Raw genomic sequence first — 15,335 nt, forward strand, 5'->3', positions numbered from 1 at the left:
TTAATAAAATACGATGCATAGTGAATGCACATATCAAAATATGCTGTGTGAAACTTTAAAATACGTTCAATAAAAAATGGATTAAGAATCTAATCTAATTCGGGGAGGGAAGATAAATATAGAAGTGATAAATTACAATACTGGGTGAATATAAGAATCACCGTATTTTCCTCTTGTTTATATTGTTATCTGTTACATTTCTATCAGTCTTTATAATGTAACCACTTATTCAATTCGGATTTTAATGGCTTAAAATTCATGCGCTTATATTGTCTATTTTGTTTTTAAATGATAATCACCAAGCATTACCTTTAATTAAAGTGAGAGGTGTTAATTACTTATGTTTGTGAAATAAATCCAAACTAGCTGTATTTAAATTCTAATTAAGTATATTTGAAACGTTTTTTGTTTTTTAAGTGCATTTCAATTTAATGACGAAATATATCGTCATTATTTCTTATATCGTGCGACTTACCTCACTATTGCAAAGCCAAAGCCAAAGCCAAAGCCAAAGCCAAAGCCAAAGCCAAAGCCAAAGCCAAAGCCAAAGCCAAAGCCAAAGCCGTAAAATTCCACATTTAAACCCACATAACTCAAGGAATCTTCGTATAAATAAGGTGTAGGTAAAAGAAAGTACAGGTGTTACATGTTTTTGTGCCAACAAACACTTGGCTGAAATCATTTCTTACAATATTAAGGCAGTTAACCTTGCTTTAACATTTTTGTGTGCGGGGTCTATAAAACAGCATCTTGCGGTGTTACTAAATGTAAATTTATGAAAAATAATGTGATTGGGTAGGCGTTGTGTATTTAGGTGGTATGAAAAGTGTGCAATTCATGGGAAAATGCTTCTGTCAAACGGGTGGCATGTTGAAAGGACGCTTTCTAATTTATTTGCACTAATGAGGTGTGTATGAAACTTGGTATTATTTTCCTTATTTCTATCGTCGCTGGTATTTTTTCTGGCGAGCACTATCACTCTTTTGTTGCTGGTTTCGCCGTTGCGGCTATTGCTGTCGGTAGTGGTTACTGGCTAGCGTTTCGAAGTTCAACACGTTATCCGCAACTCGCGTTACTTATGCTGCTGTTAGGCCTTGTAGCTAAAATGGTTGTGACTGTAGTAGGGGTGATGTGGAGTTTAGAAGCGAATTTGATTAATTCACCAATCGTATTCTCATTGTCTTATCTATTCTTCTCTATTGTTGTTACATACGGTTATTCGAAACTACGCGAATACCAAATGCAAAAACGCAGTGTGCAAGAGAAACAAAAACTGCAAACGCAACCAGCGTAATGCGGGTGTAATCTTCTTAAAAAAACGGGCTATCATGAGATAGCCCGTTTTTTATTACCACAGAAAAAGATTAGTGGTGAGAGAAGTTGTCACCTTTTGCTAAGCGATCGTACAAAATCACGTTAACCGCAGCGGCTAAGTTCATGCAGCCTTTAGTTGGTACGTAGATAGTTTCACGACAAAAGCTTGTGATCTCTTTTTTCAAGCTGCCATCTTCAGGGCCAAAGATGTAAAAAGCACGTTCAGGGTGCTTGTAGCTTGGCAATGGTTTTGCATCATCAGACAGTTCTACTGCGACAGGAACGCAGCCTAAAGGCAATACTGCTTTAAGATCTTCAACACCGATCAGTGGAATATCGCGGTGTACATTTTTGGTGTCTGTACAGAACTGTTTGGCAAGGTCATATCGTGTACCCGTATAAAAAACAGAATTCACGCCGTAACAGCCTGCGGCACGCATCACTGAACCAACATTTTCAGGGGTTTTAGGGTTAAAAAGCCCTACACAAGAGTAACCTTTGCTCATAACACTCATCTTCAAAATTAAATGAAGCCGAATTATACGGATTTTTGTGCTAAAAATCAGGAGATTTATATCTTCTTGAATCTGTTACCTAATAACGTCTCTTTTACCTCCTACCTTCTATAAATATCAAGGCGATAAGTTGTTGAATCGAAACTTATGGCCTATCGTATTATTATGATAATTATGCGTTTTTTAAGCTTTTGTTGTGCTTACGGGCATGATTGATGGGAGGTTTTTATGCAGAGGAAGTTATCGTTAACCGTCGGTATTGCGATGATGAGTGCGCAACTTGTTCATGCGGAAGTAGTAGAAACGACCCACTTAGTTGGTTTTGGTGAAGCAAAATATCCGAATGGCTTTACCCATTTCGATTATGTTAACCCTCAAGCGCCCAAGGGGGGGAATATCACATATTCACGCGTAGGCACCTTTGATAGCTTTAATCGTTTTGGTACGCGTGGTGTTTCTGCTGCAGGAGCTGAGGCGATTTATGACACCTTATTTCTGCCTTCAGAAGATGAAATAGAAAGCTATTATCCGCTGATTGCCAGCAAAGCTCGCTATGAGGATGATTTTTCATGGATGGAGATCGACCTGAACCCTAACGCTGTATTTCACGATGGCCACCCCATAACGGCGGAAGATGTTGCCTTTACCTTCATGAAGTTCACTGCCGAGGGGGTGCCGCAATATCGAATCTATTATAAAGATGTGAAATCGGTAGAGGCAAAATCAACGCATACAGTACGAATAGAAATGGCGAAGCCTAATCGAGAGATATTGCTTTCTTTAGTGCAGGGGATGGCTGTATTGCCTAAGCACTATTGGGAAGGGAAAGATTTGGGTGAACCGCTTAATGAACCTCCTTTGGGGAGCAGTATTTATAAAGTTTCTGACTATAAGGCTGGGCAAAGTGTTACCTACGCCAGAGTGAAAGACTATTGGGCGGCCGATTTACCTGTCAATATTGGTCGTCATAATTTCGATACCATTCGTTATGACTATTACCGTGATGAGACGGTAACGCTTGAAGCGTTTAAGGCGGGAGAATACGATTTTCGCCAAGAGAACGTCGCAAAGTTTTGGGCAACGCTTTATCAGGGTAAAAATTTTGATAATGGTTTAATAAAGAAAGAAGAAATCGCCCACGAAATCCCACAGTCTATGCAGGCTTTTGTTTTTAATACCGAGCGAAACATCTTTTCAGATGTTCGAGTTCGTGAAGCATTGAACTATGCCCTTGATTTTTCATGGATGAACAAGACGCTTTTTTATGATCAATACACACGTACCCGCAGCTATTTCCAAAATACAGCTTATGAAGCGCAGGGGCTTCCATCGGCAGCGGAAAAACAGCTGCTTGAACCCATTAAAGATCAGATACCCGCCCGTGTTTTTACTCAAGCATATCAACCGCCGGTCTCCGATGGTTCTGGGCGAATTCGCGCTAACTTAAGAAAAGCCCTTAAGCTATTGAAAGAGGCAGGGTGGGAGCTAAACAATAAGGTGATGACGCATGTTAAAACCGGTGAAAGCCTCGATTTTGAACTTCTAATTTATAGCCCAACTACAGAGCGTATCGCGATTCCTGTTCAGAAAAATTTGAAGTTGATTGGCGTGAACATGAAGATCCGCACCATCGATACCACTCAGTATGTGAAACGCCTTCGTGACCGAGATTTTGATATGGTTTCACATGGCTATGGGGCTAATCGTTACCCAAGCCGTAACTTGTTGATTGCATGGAACAGTCACTATATCGACAGTTCTTACAATACCGCGGGAGTCAAAGACCCTGCGGTTGATTATCTGACTCAAAAGATTGCAGAGAACCAAGATGATCCTAAATTACTGTTAGATTACGGCCGCGCCTTAGACCGTGTATTGCAGTGGAATTTCTATGTCATCCCGCAGTGGCACTTAAGCAAATTCCGTATCGCCACTTGGGATAAATTCGCGCGTCCTGCTATTCGCCCGAAATACACCCTAGGGGAAGATACCTGGTGGATTGATGCTAATAAAGTGAAAAAGTTACCGAAGAAACGCCAATAGGGCTGTATCTGTAATGGCTACAAAGTGGCTGCAGGACTACGCACTGAAGCAAAAATAATCATAAGGAGTGTTGGTCACCGATGTGAGCAACAAGATGATATGGCAGCATATATTCTTCGACGATTGTTATTAGTTATCCCAACGTTGTGGGCAATCATCACCATCAATTTCTTTGTTATTCAGATTGCCCCTGGTGGCCCCGTTGAGCAAGCGGTTGCACAATTGGAGGGACATTCATCTGGTATTATGGAGCGTTTTTCTGGTGGTGGTCAGGAAGTGTCGCTCGATGACAGTAACGGGGAGCAAGGAACGGGTTACCGAGGATCTCGAGGGTTAGACCCAGAAGTGATTGAAGCCATCAAAAAGCAATTTGGTTTTGATAAGCCAATGCACGAACGCTATTTTGATATGCTGAAAAACTACGCCACCTTTAACTTTGGCGATAGCTTGTTTAAAGGAGGCAATGTTATCGATCTTATTATCGATAGGTTACCTGTTTCTATTTCGCTGGGACTGTGGAGTACCATTATCATTTATATGGTCTCCATTCCTTTGGGGATCGCTAAAGCTATTCATCATGGTTCACGCTTTGATATTTGGAGTAGTGCTGTTGTTATTGTCGGCTATGCTATTCCTGGCTTTTTGTTTGCAATCTTGCTGATTATTTTCTTTGCTAGTGGCAATTATTTCAGCTGGTTTCCATTACGCGGCTTAGTGTCGCCAGACTGGGAGCAACTGACTTGGTATCAGCAAATTGGTGATTACTTCTGGCATTTGGCGTTGCCAACCTTGGCGATGGTGATAGGCGGTTTCGCCACATTGACCATGCTGACGAAAAATTCCTTCCTTGATGAAATTAATAAGCAGTATGTGGTGACAGCGCGAGCAAAAGGGCTGGACGAAAATAACATTCTCTATCGCCATGTGTTTCGTAACGCAATGCTGATCATTATCGCGGGTTTTCCAAGCGCCTTTATTAGTATGTTTTTTACTGGATCTATGTTGATAGAGGTGATGTTTTCGCTGGAAGGTATCGGTTTGCTTGGTTTTGAATCGACTATCCAGCGTGATTACCCTGTGGTTTTTAGCTCGCTTTATATCATGACTCTACTCGGGCTATTACTGAATATTCTTTCTGATATCACCTATACCTTGGTGGATCCCCGCATTGATTTCGAGGCGCGCTAATGGCAATGAATCCATTAACTCAGCAGCGCTGGCTGCGTTTTAAAGCTCATCGACGGGGGTATTTCTCGTTATGGCTTTTCTCGGTGTTATTCATTATGAGTTTATTTGCTGAGCTTATTGCGAACGACAAACCTTTGCTGATTAGTTTTGATTCACAATGGTATTTCCCCGTTGTTGAGCAATACGCAGAAACTGAGTTCGGCGGTGAGTTTGCCACAGAGGCGGATTATACCGATCCCTTTGTTGTCGATCTGATAGAGCAGCAAGGCTATATGGTCTGGCCGCTCATTCACTTTAGCTACGACACCATCAATTACAACTTAGCAGGACCCGCACCATCGCCACCTGATGCGGTCAATTGGCTTGGTACCGATGATAAAGGGCGAGATGTGCTTGCTCGTATTATTTATGGCTTTCGTATCTCGGTTTTGTTTGGTTTTGCATTAACGATCATCTCCACCATAGTCGGTGTTGTTGTTGGGGCATGTCAGGGTTATTACGGTGGCTGGTTAGATTTAATGGGGCAACGCTTTATTGAAGTATGGTCTGGTATGCCCACGCTGTTCTTACTGATTATTCTTTCCAGCTTTGTAGAACCAAATTTTTGGTGGTTACTCGGTATTATGGTGTTGTTTAGTTGGATGGGGCTGGTTGGCGTCGTGCGAGCGGAGTTTTTACGGTGTCGTAACTTCGATTATGTTCGTGCGGCACAAGCGCTGGGAGTGGGTGATAGCCGGATTATTTTACGGCACATGCTGCCAAATGCCATGGTGGCCTCACTGACCATGATGCCTTTTATATTAAGTGGCTCAGTAACCACCTTAACCTCGCTCGACTTTCTCGGTTTTGGTCTTCCAGCAGGTTCGCCTTCACTCGGCGAGCTACTTGCGCAAGGCAAGACCAACTTGCAAGCGCCTTGGCTAGGGCTTTCTGCTTTTGCGGTCTTGTCTGTCATGCTAAGCCTACTTGTATTTATCGGTGAGGCAGTACGTGATGCCTTCGACCCTCATCAGCAAGGATAATCGGTTATGTCAGAGCCATTACTTACAATAAACAACTTATCGGTCGGGTTTGCTAGAGGGCAAGACGTAAATCAAGTGACGCAAGATGTTAGCGTGAGTATTAAGCGTGGTGAAACCTTGGCGCTGGTGGGTGAGAGTGGGTCGGGAAAATCAGTAACCGCGAACGCTATTTTACGCTTATTACCTCAAGCAACAGCGCGCTACTTAAGCGGCACCATTGATTATGACGGCATAGATATGCTGAGCTGTAGCGAGCGTAAAATGCGAGGGTTACGGGGTAACCGAATAGGGATGATTTTCCAAGAACCTATGATGTCACTTAATCCCTTACATCGAATAGGTCGCCAGTTGTGCGAAACATTAGCCATTCATCGAGGTATACGCCCTAAGCAAGCTGAACAGCATGCCCTGATTTGGCTAAACAAGGTGGGTATTCGCAACCCTGAAAGGCGCTTAAATGCTTATCCTCACGAGTTATCAGGTGGCGAGCGTCAACGCGTAATGATAGCAATGGCATTGGTCAATGAGCCCGAATTACTGATTGCCGATGAACCCACTACGGCGTTAGATGTATCAGTACAAGCTCAAATCCTTGATTTACTAAAAAGTTTGCAGCAAGAGATGGGCATGGCAATGCTATTTATTACCCATGATTTGAGTATCGTTCGTAAAATTGCCGATAGGGTTGCAGTGATGCAGCTTGGCCGCTTGGTCGAGACAGATGATAAACAGGTAATATTCACCAGCCCAAGCCATCCTTATACGAAGAAGTTAATTGATTCTGATCCGAAAGGTTCACCCGTTCCCGTTGATATGCAGTCTGAGCCTTTATTCAAAGTTGACGATCTTCGGGTATGGTTTCCGATTAAAGGGGGGATTCTTAAACGAACCATTGCGCACATAAAAGCAGTTACAGATGTGAGCTTTATTTTACGAAAAGGGCACAGTGTTGGCTTAGTAGGGGAAAGTGGCAGCGGTAAATCAACAACAGGGATGGCGGTATTAAAGCTGCTTGAAAGTGAAGGTGTTATTCAATTTGATGGGCATGATATCTCCGCGCTAGATCGCAAGAAAATGTTGCCATTTCGTCATAAAATGCAGGTAGTATTCCAAGACCCTTTTTCTGCGTTAAATCCGCGAATGTCTGTTGCTCAAATTATCGGAGAGGGGCTAAAGGTTCATGCACAGCTGTCGCCTGATGAAGAAGATGCCGCGATCTGTAAAGTAATGGAAGAAGTTGAGCTTGATGTCTCGACTCGTCACCGCTTCCCCAATGAATTTTCTGGCGGTCAGCGCCAGCGGATTGCGATTGCGCGCGCATTAGTATTAAAGCCAGAGTTTATTTTATTGGATGAGCCGACATCATCCCTCGATAGAACAGTGCAGTCGCAAGTATTAGATTTACTTAAAGCGCTACAACAAAAGTATGGTTTGAGTTATTTATTCATTAGTCACGATTTAAATGTAGTGAAATCGCTGTGTCATTACACTCTGGTGCTACGTCAAGGTGAGGTGGTTGAGCACGGGGAAACGGCAGAACTATTTACCGATCCAAAGCACGAATATACTCAGCAGTTAGTCAGCTTATCTGCGGTGGATAAAATTGCATGATTATTCTTATTTTAGCTGTATCGTTTAAATGCTAAAGGTGATATACCTTAAGTATTCAAGGTTTTACAGGGATAGAGTTAAATGGATAAGATCAAAACGGTTGCGATTGTTGGTGGCACACATGGTAACGAGTATTCGGGTGTTTACCTGCAGCGTTATTGGAATAAGCAGCCAGAGGCTATTTCGCGCAGTTCGTTTTCAACGGAAACGGTATTTGCGAACGTGAAAGCCCATGAACAAAATAAACGTTATGTCGATTTTGATTTAAACCGCCAGTTTAGCCATGAAGATTTGAATAATTATGACTTGCGTGGCTATGAACAATGTCTTGCGAAGTCGCTGAATCAACAGCTTGGACCAAAAGGGAATGCAAGAACTGATTTTATAATCGATTTACACAACACCACCAGTAACATGGGTCCTTCGTTGATTTTATTACAGGCTGATTTATTTAATCGCCAGATGGGCGCTTATGTTAAGCAGCGAATGCCTGAAGCCGTCGTGGTCTTTGAAGATCATGCGACAGTTGAAGAACACTTCTTCTTAAGTTCAATTAGCCCACAAGGGGTGATTGTTGAAATAGGGCCGCAGCCTCAGTCCGTTATCCGTCAAGATGTGCTTGATTGGATGGCAAATATGACCAAGCATATCCTCGATTTTATTGAGCTGCATAACCAAGACGAATTGCCTGCGTTACCTGACACTTACGAAGCATTCAAATATACCGAAACCCTATCGCTACCGCTCGATGATGCGGGGGAACGTGCTGGTATGGTTCACCACTCGGTACAAGACGGTGACTTTAAACCATTAAAAGATGGCGACCCAATATTTACCTTATTTGATGGGACAGAAATTTTCTGGGAAGGGGATTACATTGCCTATCCGCATTTCATCAATGAAGCCGCTTACTATGATAATAATCTGGCTATGTCATTAGCTACAAAAATCATCGTAAATGTAGATTAGTATTCAGCAGTGACTTAGTTAATGCATATTCGCGAGCATTTCCGTGATTGACCTCGCATCTTAGGCGTAGTTACGTATATAATTGCCAGCTACGAATATTACTCGAATGCTGACACCATGAACCGTAAAAAGAAAGTGAACCAGATCCTTAAAAAAAGGATGAAACAAGCTAACTCTAAGCTTCATAAAAGCAACAAGCCTCGCTATATCTCAAAGGCTGACCGTGCAAAAATGGAGCAAGAAGAAGCTCTGGCTGCACAAAACGAAGCGCAAACTGACGCAGTTGTGACTGAAGAAGTAGATTCTGAGTCTAAAGCCGACGCAGAATAACTGTCAATTCGATATTTTAGTGTCACTTAACGAGCCGCTCGTTGAGTGACACTGATTTATTGAGCGTTTAAGTACGACAAGGAAATAACAAGCAACGCAGTGTGGTGGCATTTTTAATTTTTGTCAGGGAATACCTGATGGAATGAGATTAAAAATGCCAACATATCGATTCGCGATATAAATATAAAACGTGTTTTAGTGGGGAAGAAAATGATTTCAAAGTGGGCAATACGATTTAATCAGATGGCTGAACTGGTTGCCTCTTGGAGTAAAGACCCTTCTACGCAAGTAGGAGCGGTTATCACCAAGCACAACCGCATTGTATCTGTTGGCTTCAACGGTTACCCGCACGGTATTTCGGATAGTGCCGAGACAGACGATCGTGATATGAAGTACTTGAAAACGCTACATGCAGAAGAGAATGCCATTCTTTTTGCTAAGCGTGATCTGGATGATTGTGAAATTTGGGTAACCCACTTTCCTTGTCCGAACTGTGCCGCAAAGATTATTCAAACGGGCATTACTGCTGTTCATTGCCCTGAGCAAAGTGCAGACTTTTTATCTCGCTGGGGTGAAAAGATCAAAGTTAGCCAAGATATGTTTGAACAAGCGAATGTCAACGTGGACTGGTTACCAATCGATGAGCTGCAAGAAGCGCCTTAATCTTATTTAGGACGAACCAAGATTCAAATAAAAAGAGAGTCGCCTGAGCAACTCTCTTTTTTTTATGTTTTTAGTTTTCAACTATCAATCAAGCAGAATGATGATTGAGTTTATTAGCTGTAGTTGTGCTCTGTTCCCATCTGGAACACAGAGGTAACAGCAAGATCATTATTGAGTAAGGTGATGTTAGCTTTATACCCTTTAGCAACTTTGCCGTAGTGATCGTCGATACCTAATGCTTTCGCAGGGTAAAGGCTCGCCAGTCGCAGCGCTTCTTCTTTTGATACGCCAACATACTTGATAAGGTTATTCACACCTTCAATCATAGTGATAGCAGCACCTGCTATGGTACCGTCAGCGTAGTGACATTTTCCATCAGTAACATAGGCTTTTGTGCCAGCCATATCGTACTCAGTCATATCGGTACCTGCTGGGTTAACCGCATCTGTCACCATAAATAGCTTTTCGCCTAACTGCTGGTGAGCAATACGTACCGATGCGTACGAAGAGTGAATACCATCAACAATGATGCCAGCGTGTGGTTTTTGATCGAAGATATAGCCGACTGTTCCAGGTTCTCGCGAACCTAATGGCGTCATCGCATTATATAAATGCGTCGCCATGGTAAGGCCACTTTTCTCTGCACATTCGTCATAAGTAGAGTTGGTATGCCCCAATGATACTGTGATGCCTGCCGAAGTTAGAATATCGATAACTTGCTGTGAGGTATTTTCAGGCGCAAGTGTGATAACACTGATGTGCGCTGCGTTATCGGCGAGGTAATGTGCTGTAGCCTCATCAAGTTTACGAATACAGTCTTCTTGGTGAGCCCCTTTTTTAGCTTTACTAATAAACGGCCCTTCAAGATGTAAACCTAAGACACCTTCTGCTGCTGGGTTAGCAATGCCTGCAACCATATCCACAACGGCTTTCATTGGCGCTTCAGGGCTAGTAATAAAGGTTGGTAAGTACTGAGTCGTACCATGGCGTAGATTGGTTGCATTCATGGTATCAAGTGTCGCTTTGCGAATATCGGTATTAAGTAAAACGCCACCACAACCATTTATTTGAATATCAATGAATCCCGCAGTTGCTAGTGCGCCTTTACCATCAATCACAACATCGGGAAGCGTGGCTTGATCTAATGGCAATACATCAATGATTTCATCACCCTGAAGGATGATAGCTTGATTTGTAATGATGTTGTTTCCATCGAAAACATCGACACTGGTGATAGCACGTAGAGGCATGGCATATTCCTTATCGACCAATACAGTCAAACGAAAGGCTGATTGGTAACTCAATCTAAATTATAGAAGCTTTGGGATCTGCTCAGTGCTTATGAGTGAAAATGCACATTGAGAAAACCACTTAATTCACAATAAAAAATAAGATACTAGGAAGACAAGGGAAGGTCAATGCTTGAGCGTGATTTTGCTGTTAATCATACGTATAGGCAATTTGATCTTGGTTATAGGGTTATTATCTGAAAACAGGGGAGGAATGAATTTTAATTATGATTTTGGTAAATAGGCACCGTCTGGCAATAAGTATTAAGAGTGATTTTTACTCATTTAATGGTATGCTTTCACATCGTATCTTTATTTGTATTTGAATTTTTATGACCGAATATTTAGCCAATTCGATTGCAGCTTGCAGTGCTGGAGCAATATCAAACACTTTTATTGTAGTAATAATCTTATCTGCATTTTTTTCTGTTGTTTTATCTCTGATAGGTAAAGCTCGGATATTTACATCTAATACACCTAACTTACTTACATCATTGGGGATATTAGGGACATTTGCAGGCATCGTTGTTGGTCTTATGGCGTTTAACCCACATGATATTGATGGCAGTATCGGAGCGCTCCTTTCCGGGCTTAAAACTGCATTTTTAACCAGTCTTGTTGGTATGCTGTGTTCGATTGTTTATAAAGCATTTTCGCCTATATTTGAAAGGTATGATGAGGAAGTATCAGGGGAAGTAGGCCCGGAGCAAATCCTAGCAGTTATGACTCACCAACTAGATGCTTCCCGGGAGTTACTGAAAGCGATAAAAGGCAGTGAAGATGCCTCCCTGACCTCTCAAATTCGTAATATGCGCACAGATATTGCTGATGGAAACCGCGCAATTGCAAACCATTTTGAAAAACAGCAACAGCAGAGTGAACAGTTTCAGAACACATTGTGGCAGAAGATGGAAGAGTTCGGTCAGCTGCTTTCTAAGTCTGCAACAGAGCAGGTGATCAACGCGCTGAAAGACGTGATTAAAGACTTCAATAACAACCTTACGGAGCAGTTTGGTCAGAACTTCAAGCGTCTGGATGAGTCGGTGAAAAAACTGGTGGACTGGCAGGAAAACTACCGAACTCAGCTCGAAGATATGACGGAAAAATATCGTCTTGGTGTGGAAGCGATTGCTACCGCAAAAACATCCGTTTCAGAGATTGCTGAGAAGGCAGAAAGTATTCCTGAAAGTATGGAAAAGCTGCAACAGGTAATGGCTTTGGGCCACCGCCAGGTTACTGAACTTGAACAGCGTCTGGAAGCATTTAAAGAACTCCGCGATCAGGCGGTCAGTGCCATGCCGGAAATTAAAACTCAGCTTGATAAAGTTATGGGTGATATTAGCTTGTCAGTGAATGGAGCATCAGAGCATTACACCCAGATGCTTGCTGAATCCCAAAAGGTTATATCAGGCTTTACTGAAAATGCCGAAACCAGCATCAAAGCCATGAAAACAAGCCTTGAGGATGGTGCGACACAGATTTCATCTGAGCTTATAAAAAGTGCCAACGATATGGGCGGCAAACTGTCAGAGGCTTCTCAGTCGTTTGAGAGTAACGCAGGACTGGCTTCTTCCAATATGAGACAGATGAACAACGAACTAACTACCGCTGCAGAACAGATTCAGAGAGAACTCAAAGACGGTATGAGTGATCTGAATAACGTTATGCGTGCTACGGTAACAGGGATTAAGGAAGATTCAGCGGAAACCTCAAAAGTGCTCAGAGATGCGAATCACGAGTTAGTTAAAGATACACGTCATGTGCAAGCTGAAGTAAAAGAAGCCTTTGACCAAATGCGTCGTAACTTAGAGCAGAACTTGAGTGAAGTCTTTAGGTTGCAGACAGAGCAAACTAAAGCTTCTTTGGAAGGGTTGAGTGGGCAAATTGATAATGCGGTAAAAGCGACTGGTGATGCAGTAAACCAAAAAGTTGACATGTTGGACCAAGAGATGCAGCAGGAGATTGTTCGTACGGTTCAGCAAATGGGTAAAGCGCTTACTCAGGTAACTCAGCAATTTACTAGTGATTATCAGGTGTTGACCCAAGAGATGGGTAACGTTGTACGTTCTGGTCGGGTGATGTAATCAATGAAAAAGATTTTTGGTAGTTCATCATCTGCTGCCGGGCAGCAGAGCGGTGAACAATGGATGTCAGTTTCTGATCTGATGGCAGGGCTGATGATGGTGTTTATGTTTATCTCTATCTCCTTGATGCGCGACGCCATGCTAGAGCGCGATAAAATCAAAGAAGTAGCCGTAACATATCAGGAAAAACAGCAGGCTCTTTACCTGGCTTTGGTCGAGGAGTTCAATAAAGACCTCAAGTCATGGGGCGCAGAAATTGATAAGGAAACCCTGAGTTTTAACTTCACAGCGCCTGAAGTGCTGTTTGCTAACGGTGAAGCCAGACTAACGGAGAAGTTTAAGCATATTTTGGATGACTTCTTTCCCCGTTATCTTGGCGTGCTAAACGGTTTCAAAGACAGCATCGAATCCGTTCGTCTCGAAGGCCATACATCAAGCATGTGGAATGCCAACTCTACTGATAGCGAAGCCTATTTTAACAATATGGCATTGTCTCAAAATCGAACCCGTAGAGTGCTCCATTATGTGATGGCACAGAAAATGACTCGTACAAATTATTACGATTGGGTAAAAGCTCATGTGGCAGCGGTTGGTTACGCCTCTTCAAAACTGGTTTACAGAGAGAATGGAAAGGAAGATCAGCAACGTTCCCGACGTGTCTCGTTTCGTGTTGTGACTAACGCAGAAACCCAGATTCGAACCATTTTGGAGCGCTGATGAAGATCAATGTAGATTTTTCAGCGCTGTTTGGTGCGGTGATGAAAATGGGGGTAACAAGTTTTCGCGAGTTTGAGCCTACAGCGCTTTCTGATGAACGCGAACCCATTGACATTAAACTAGGTGATGGTATTGAAGTCTCACCGGATGAAATTGACTTTGACAATGGCTTCCTCAGCTACGAGGGCCGCCAGATCCTGCTGTATATCAAGGATCATGGTGGCCGTATTGGTGCGGCATTAGCAAACCCGGAGAAAAGTGGAAATAAGTATCACGTTGCGGACTGCACTAAGCTGAAGTCCATGCGAACCGAAGGGCGATTCGAGCGTTACGTCGTAACTAATCGTGCCGATGGCCGTTTTCCCATTGCAGGGAAAGATTACCAGTTGCAAGAGCTCATGGAAGGAGAAGCTGAGCTTAAAGTCTGCAAATTCTGCCTCAGTGAATTGAACTATAAAGGCTATGCTAGTGGGCGAAATCGTCAGGGTATTTTTGCTTCATTCAGCATGGCAGAGTTTTTTAAAACTTACAGTTCATTCTTCCGTAGTACACCGTCGAGGCATGCAGATACAGCGTCCTCAGATTACACCCCTGATTGGCTGAGTATAACTACCCGTTACCGTAAATCTAAAAATTACCAGTGTGAGCAATGCCATGTTGATCTAAGTAGTCAACCAGTACTATTACATACTCATCATATTAATGGTGTTAAGTCGGATAACAGTGAAGACAACTTAAAAGCCCTTTGCTTTGATTGTCACAGTAAGCAAAATTATCACGATCATTTAGTCCCTAAACATGATGAAAGAAAGAGAATCAATACTCTAAGAAGAAAACAAGGCATTCTCAATCGAGCTGTTACTTGGAGCGAAATCATCGCACTTGCCGATCCTGGTGTTGAAGGTGTGCTCCAGAGTTGTAAAACTTTCGGCCAGGATTTACCTATAGTTCATTGTGAATTGGAAGAAGGTTTTACATTAGAGTTAGCTTGGCCATCTCAAAAGTTTGGTATTGCTATTTCCGATAGTGACATAGAAAACGCAGTAAGAATAGGTTGGCGAGTGGTAAGACCGCAACAATTCTTGGAACAAGGTCGTGAAGGTTATTATTGCTAAAGATTGATTTTAAGCCAATGAGCTAATGAATAAGGTTTAATGTGATACAGTTGGTGCGGGTTGCCTAATAACTTGGTATCATATTAAATCTTTTTTGTTTCTGAGGTTGTGCAATTGACATACGACTTACATCAGCTGGTGGACAGGATTACCAGTATCAACCGCGCATGGAAAGTCGCTCAGCAAGACCCAAATACAGCAATTAATAGTGTTATTGCCAAGCGACTTCAATTTCAAAAGGCCAATTGGCAACTCGAGTTGTTGCGCAGTTTTCCCGATAAAGTTTGGCTAAAACCGGACTTAGATTGCGAGTCTAATGAACTCGTATATAGCGTCCGCTTTGGTGACAATATCGTCATCACATCCGATGGCGACGAAAAATGGAACGCAGAGCACTTACCCGCACGCTTAGCTAAAGAACTGCTTACCGAACAAGAGCTCCTTCACGCCATTCAACCCAAATTTTAGTCTCTAA

Annotated in this window: 14 protein-coding genes; 12 read left to right on the plus strand and 2 right to left on the minus strand. The window is 42.6% G+C overall.

Translation table 11 applies throughout. The features are described 5' to 3' along the window. The first annotated feature begins 913 nt into the window (after positions 1-913). Positions 914-1,294, plus strand: coding sequence for an NADH:ubiquinone oxidoreductase (locus tag L4C35_RS14155; RefSeq protein WP_428463485.1), 381 nt, complete (start codon positions 914-916; stop codon positions 1,292-1,294). A 70-nt stretch (positions 1,295-1,364) separates the two neighbouring features. On the opposite strand, the gene L4C35_RS14160 is transcribed toward L4C35_RS14155, so the two are convergent. Then, complete coding sequence (locus tag L4C35_RS14160; RefSeq protein WP_428463486.1) at positions 1,365-1,820, minus strand: RNA methyltransferase; 456 nt, start codon at positions 1,818-1,820, stop codon at positions 1,365-1,367. 237 nt (positions 1,821-2,057) lie between these two features. Here L4C35_RS14160 and L4C35_RS14165 point away from each other — a divergent pair, with 237 nt between their 5' ends. From L4C35_RS14165 to L4C35_RS14195, 7 genes are all read left to right on the plus strand, one after another. Next, a complete protein-coding gene (locus L4C35_RS14165) occupies positions 2,058-3,872 on the plus strand; it encodes an extracellular solute-binding protein (RefSeq protein WP_428463487.1) in 1,815 nt (604 codons plus the stop codon). Positions 3,873-3,971: 99 nt separating this feature from the next. Continuing rightward, a complete protein-coding gene (locus tag L4C35_RS14170; protein WP_428463488.1) occupies positions 3,972-5,060 on the plus strand; it encodes a microcin C ABC transporter permease YejB in 1,089 nt (362 codons plus the stop codon). Beyond that, positions 5,060-6,082: an ABC transporter permease gene (locus L4C35_RS14175; RefSeq protein ID WP_428463489.1), complete on the plus strand. Its 1,023-nt coding sequence runs from the start codon at positions 5,060-5,062 to the stop codon at positions 6,080-6,082. The genes L4C35_RS14170 and L4C35_RS14175 overlap by 1 nt, the downstream gene beginning before the upstream one ends. 6 nt (positions 6,083-6,088) lie before the next feature. Then, complete coding sequence (locus L4C35_RS14180) at positions 6,089-7,693, plus strand: ABC transporter ATP-binding protein (RefSeq protein WP_428463490.1); 1,605 nt, start codon at positions 6,089-6,091, stop codon at positions 7,691-7,693. Between the two features lie 81 nt (positions 7,694-7,774). Next, complete coding sequence (locus tag L4C35_RS14185; RefSeq protein ID WP_428463491.1) at positions 7,775-8,662, plus strand: aspartoacylase; 888 nt, start codon at positions 7,775-7,777, stop codon at positions 8,660-8,662. Between the two features lie 117 nt (positions 8,663-8,779). Further along, on the plus strand, positions 8,780-8,992 hold the full coding sequence (locus L4C35_RS14190; protein ID WP_428463492.1) for a DUF2986 domain-containing protein: 213 nt from the start codon (positions 8,780-8,782) through the stop codon (positions 8,990-8,992). Between the two features lie 210 nt (positions 8,993-9,202). Continuing rightward, the gene (locus tag L4C35_RS14195) at positions 9,203-9,655 is read left to right on the plus strand and encodes a dCMP deaminase family protein (protein WP_428463493.1); all 453 of its coding nucleotides are present in this window, start codon (positions 9,203-9,205) and stop codon (positions 9,653-9,655) included. Between the two features lie 113 nt (positions 9,656-9,768). Here the strand turns inward: L4C35_RS14195 and nagA are convergent, their stop codons facing one another. Beyond that, entirely contained in the window at positions 9,769-10,905 is a 1,137-nt protein-coding gene (gene nagA, locus L4C35_RS14200; RefSeq protein ID WP_428463494.1) for an N-acetylglucosamine-6-phosphate deacetylase, read from the minus strand. A 371-nt stretch (positions 10,906-11,276) separates the two neighbouring features. Between nagA and L4C35_RS14205 the strand changes: the two genes are divergently transcribed. From L4C35_RS14205 to L4C35_RS14220, 4 genes are all read left to right on the plus strand, one after another. Then, positions 11,277-13,028, plus strand: coding sequence for a hypothetical protein (locus tag L4C35_RS14205; protein WP_428463495.1), 1,752 nt, complete (start codon positions 11,277-11,279; stop codon positions 13,026-13,028). A 3-nt stretch (positions 13,029-13,031) separates the two neighbouring features. Beyond that, positions 13,032-13,745 carry an OmpA/MotB family protein gene (locus L4C35_RS14210; protein ID WP_428463496.1) on the plus strand — a complete coding sequence of 238 codons (714 nt, stop codon included), beginning with the start codon at positions 13,032-13,034 and terminating at the stop codon, positions 13,743-13,745. Next, positions 13,745-14,860 (plus strand): HNH endonuclease, encoded by a 1,116-nt coding sequence (locus L4C35_RS14215; RefSeq protein WP_428463497.1) that lies wholly within the window; start codon positions 13,745-13,747, stop codon positions 14,858-14,860. Before L4C35_RS14210 ends, L4C35_RS14215 begins: the two co-directional genes overlap by 1 nt. 114 nt (positions 14,861-14,974) lie before the next feature. Then, on the plus strand, positions 14,975-15,328 hold the full coding sequence (locus L4C35_RS14220) for a hypothetical protein (protein WP_428463498.1): 354 nt from the start codon (positions 14,975-14,977) through the stop codon (positions 15,326-15,328). The last annotated feature ends 7 nt before the right edge of the window (positions 15,329-15,335 follow it).

The sequence above is a fragment of the Photobacterium kagoshimensis genome (assembly GCF_050337045.1).
Classification (GTDB): Bacteria; Pseudomonadota; Gammaproteobacteria; order Enterobacterales; family Vibrionaceae; genus Photobacterium; species Photobacterium kagoshimensis.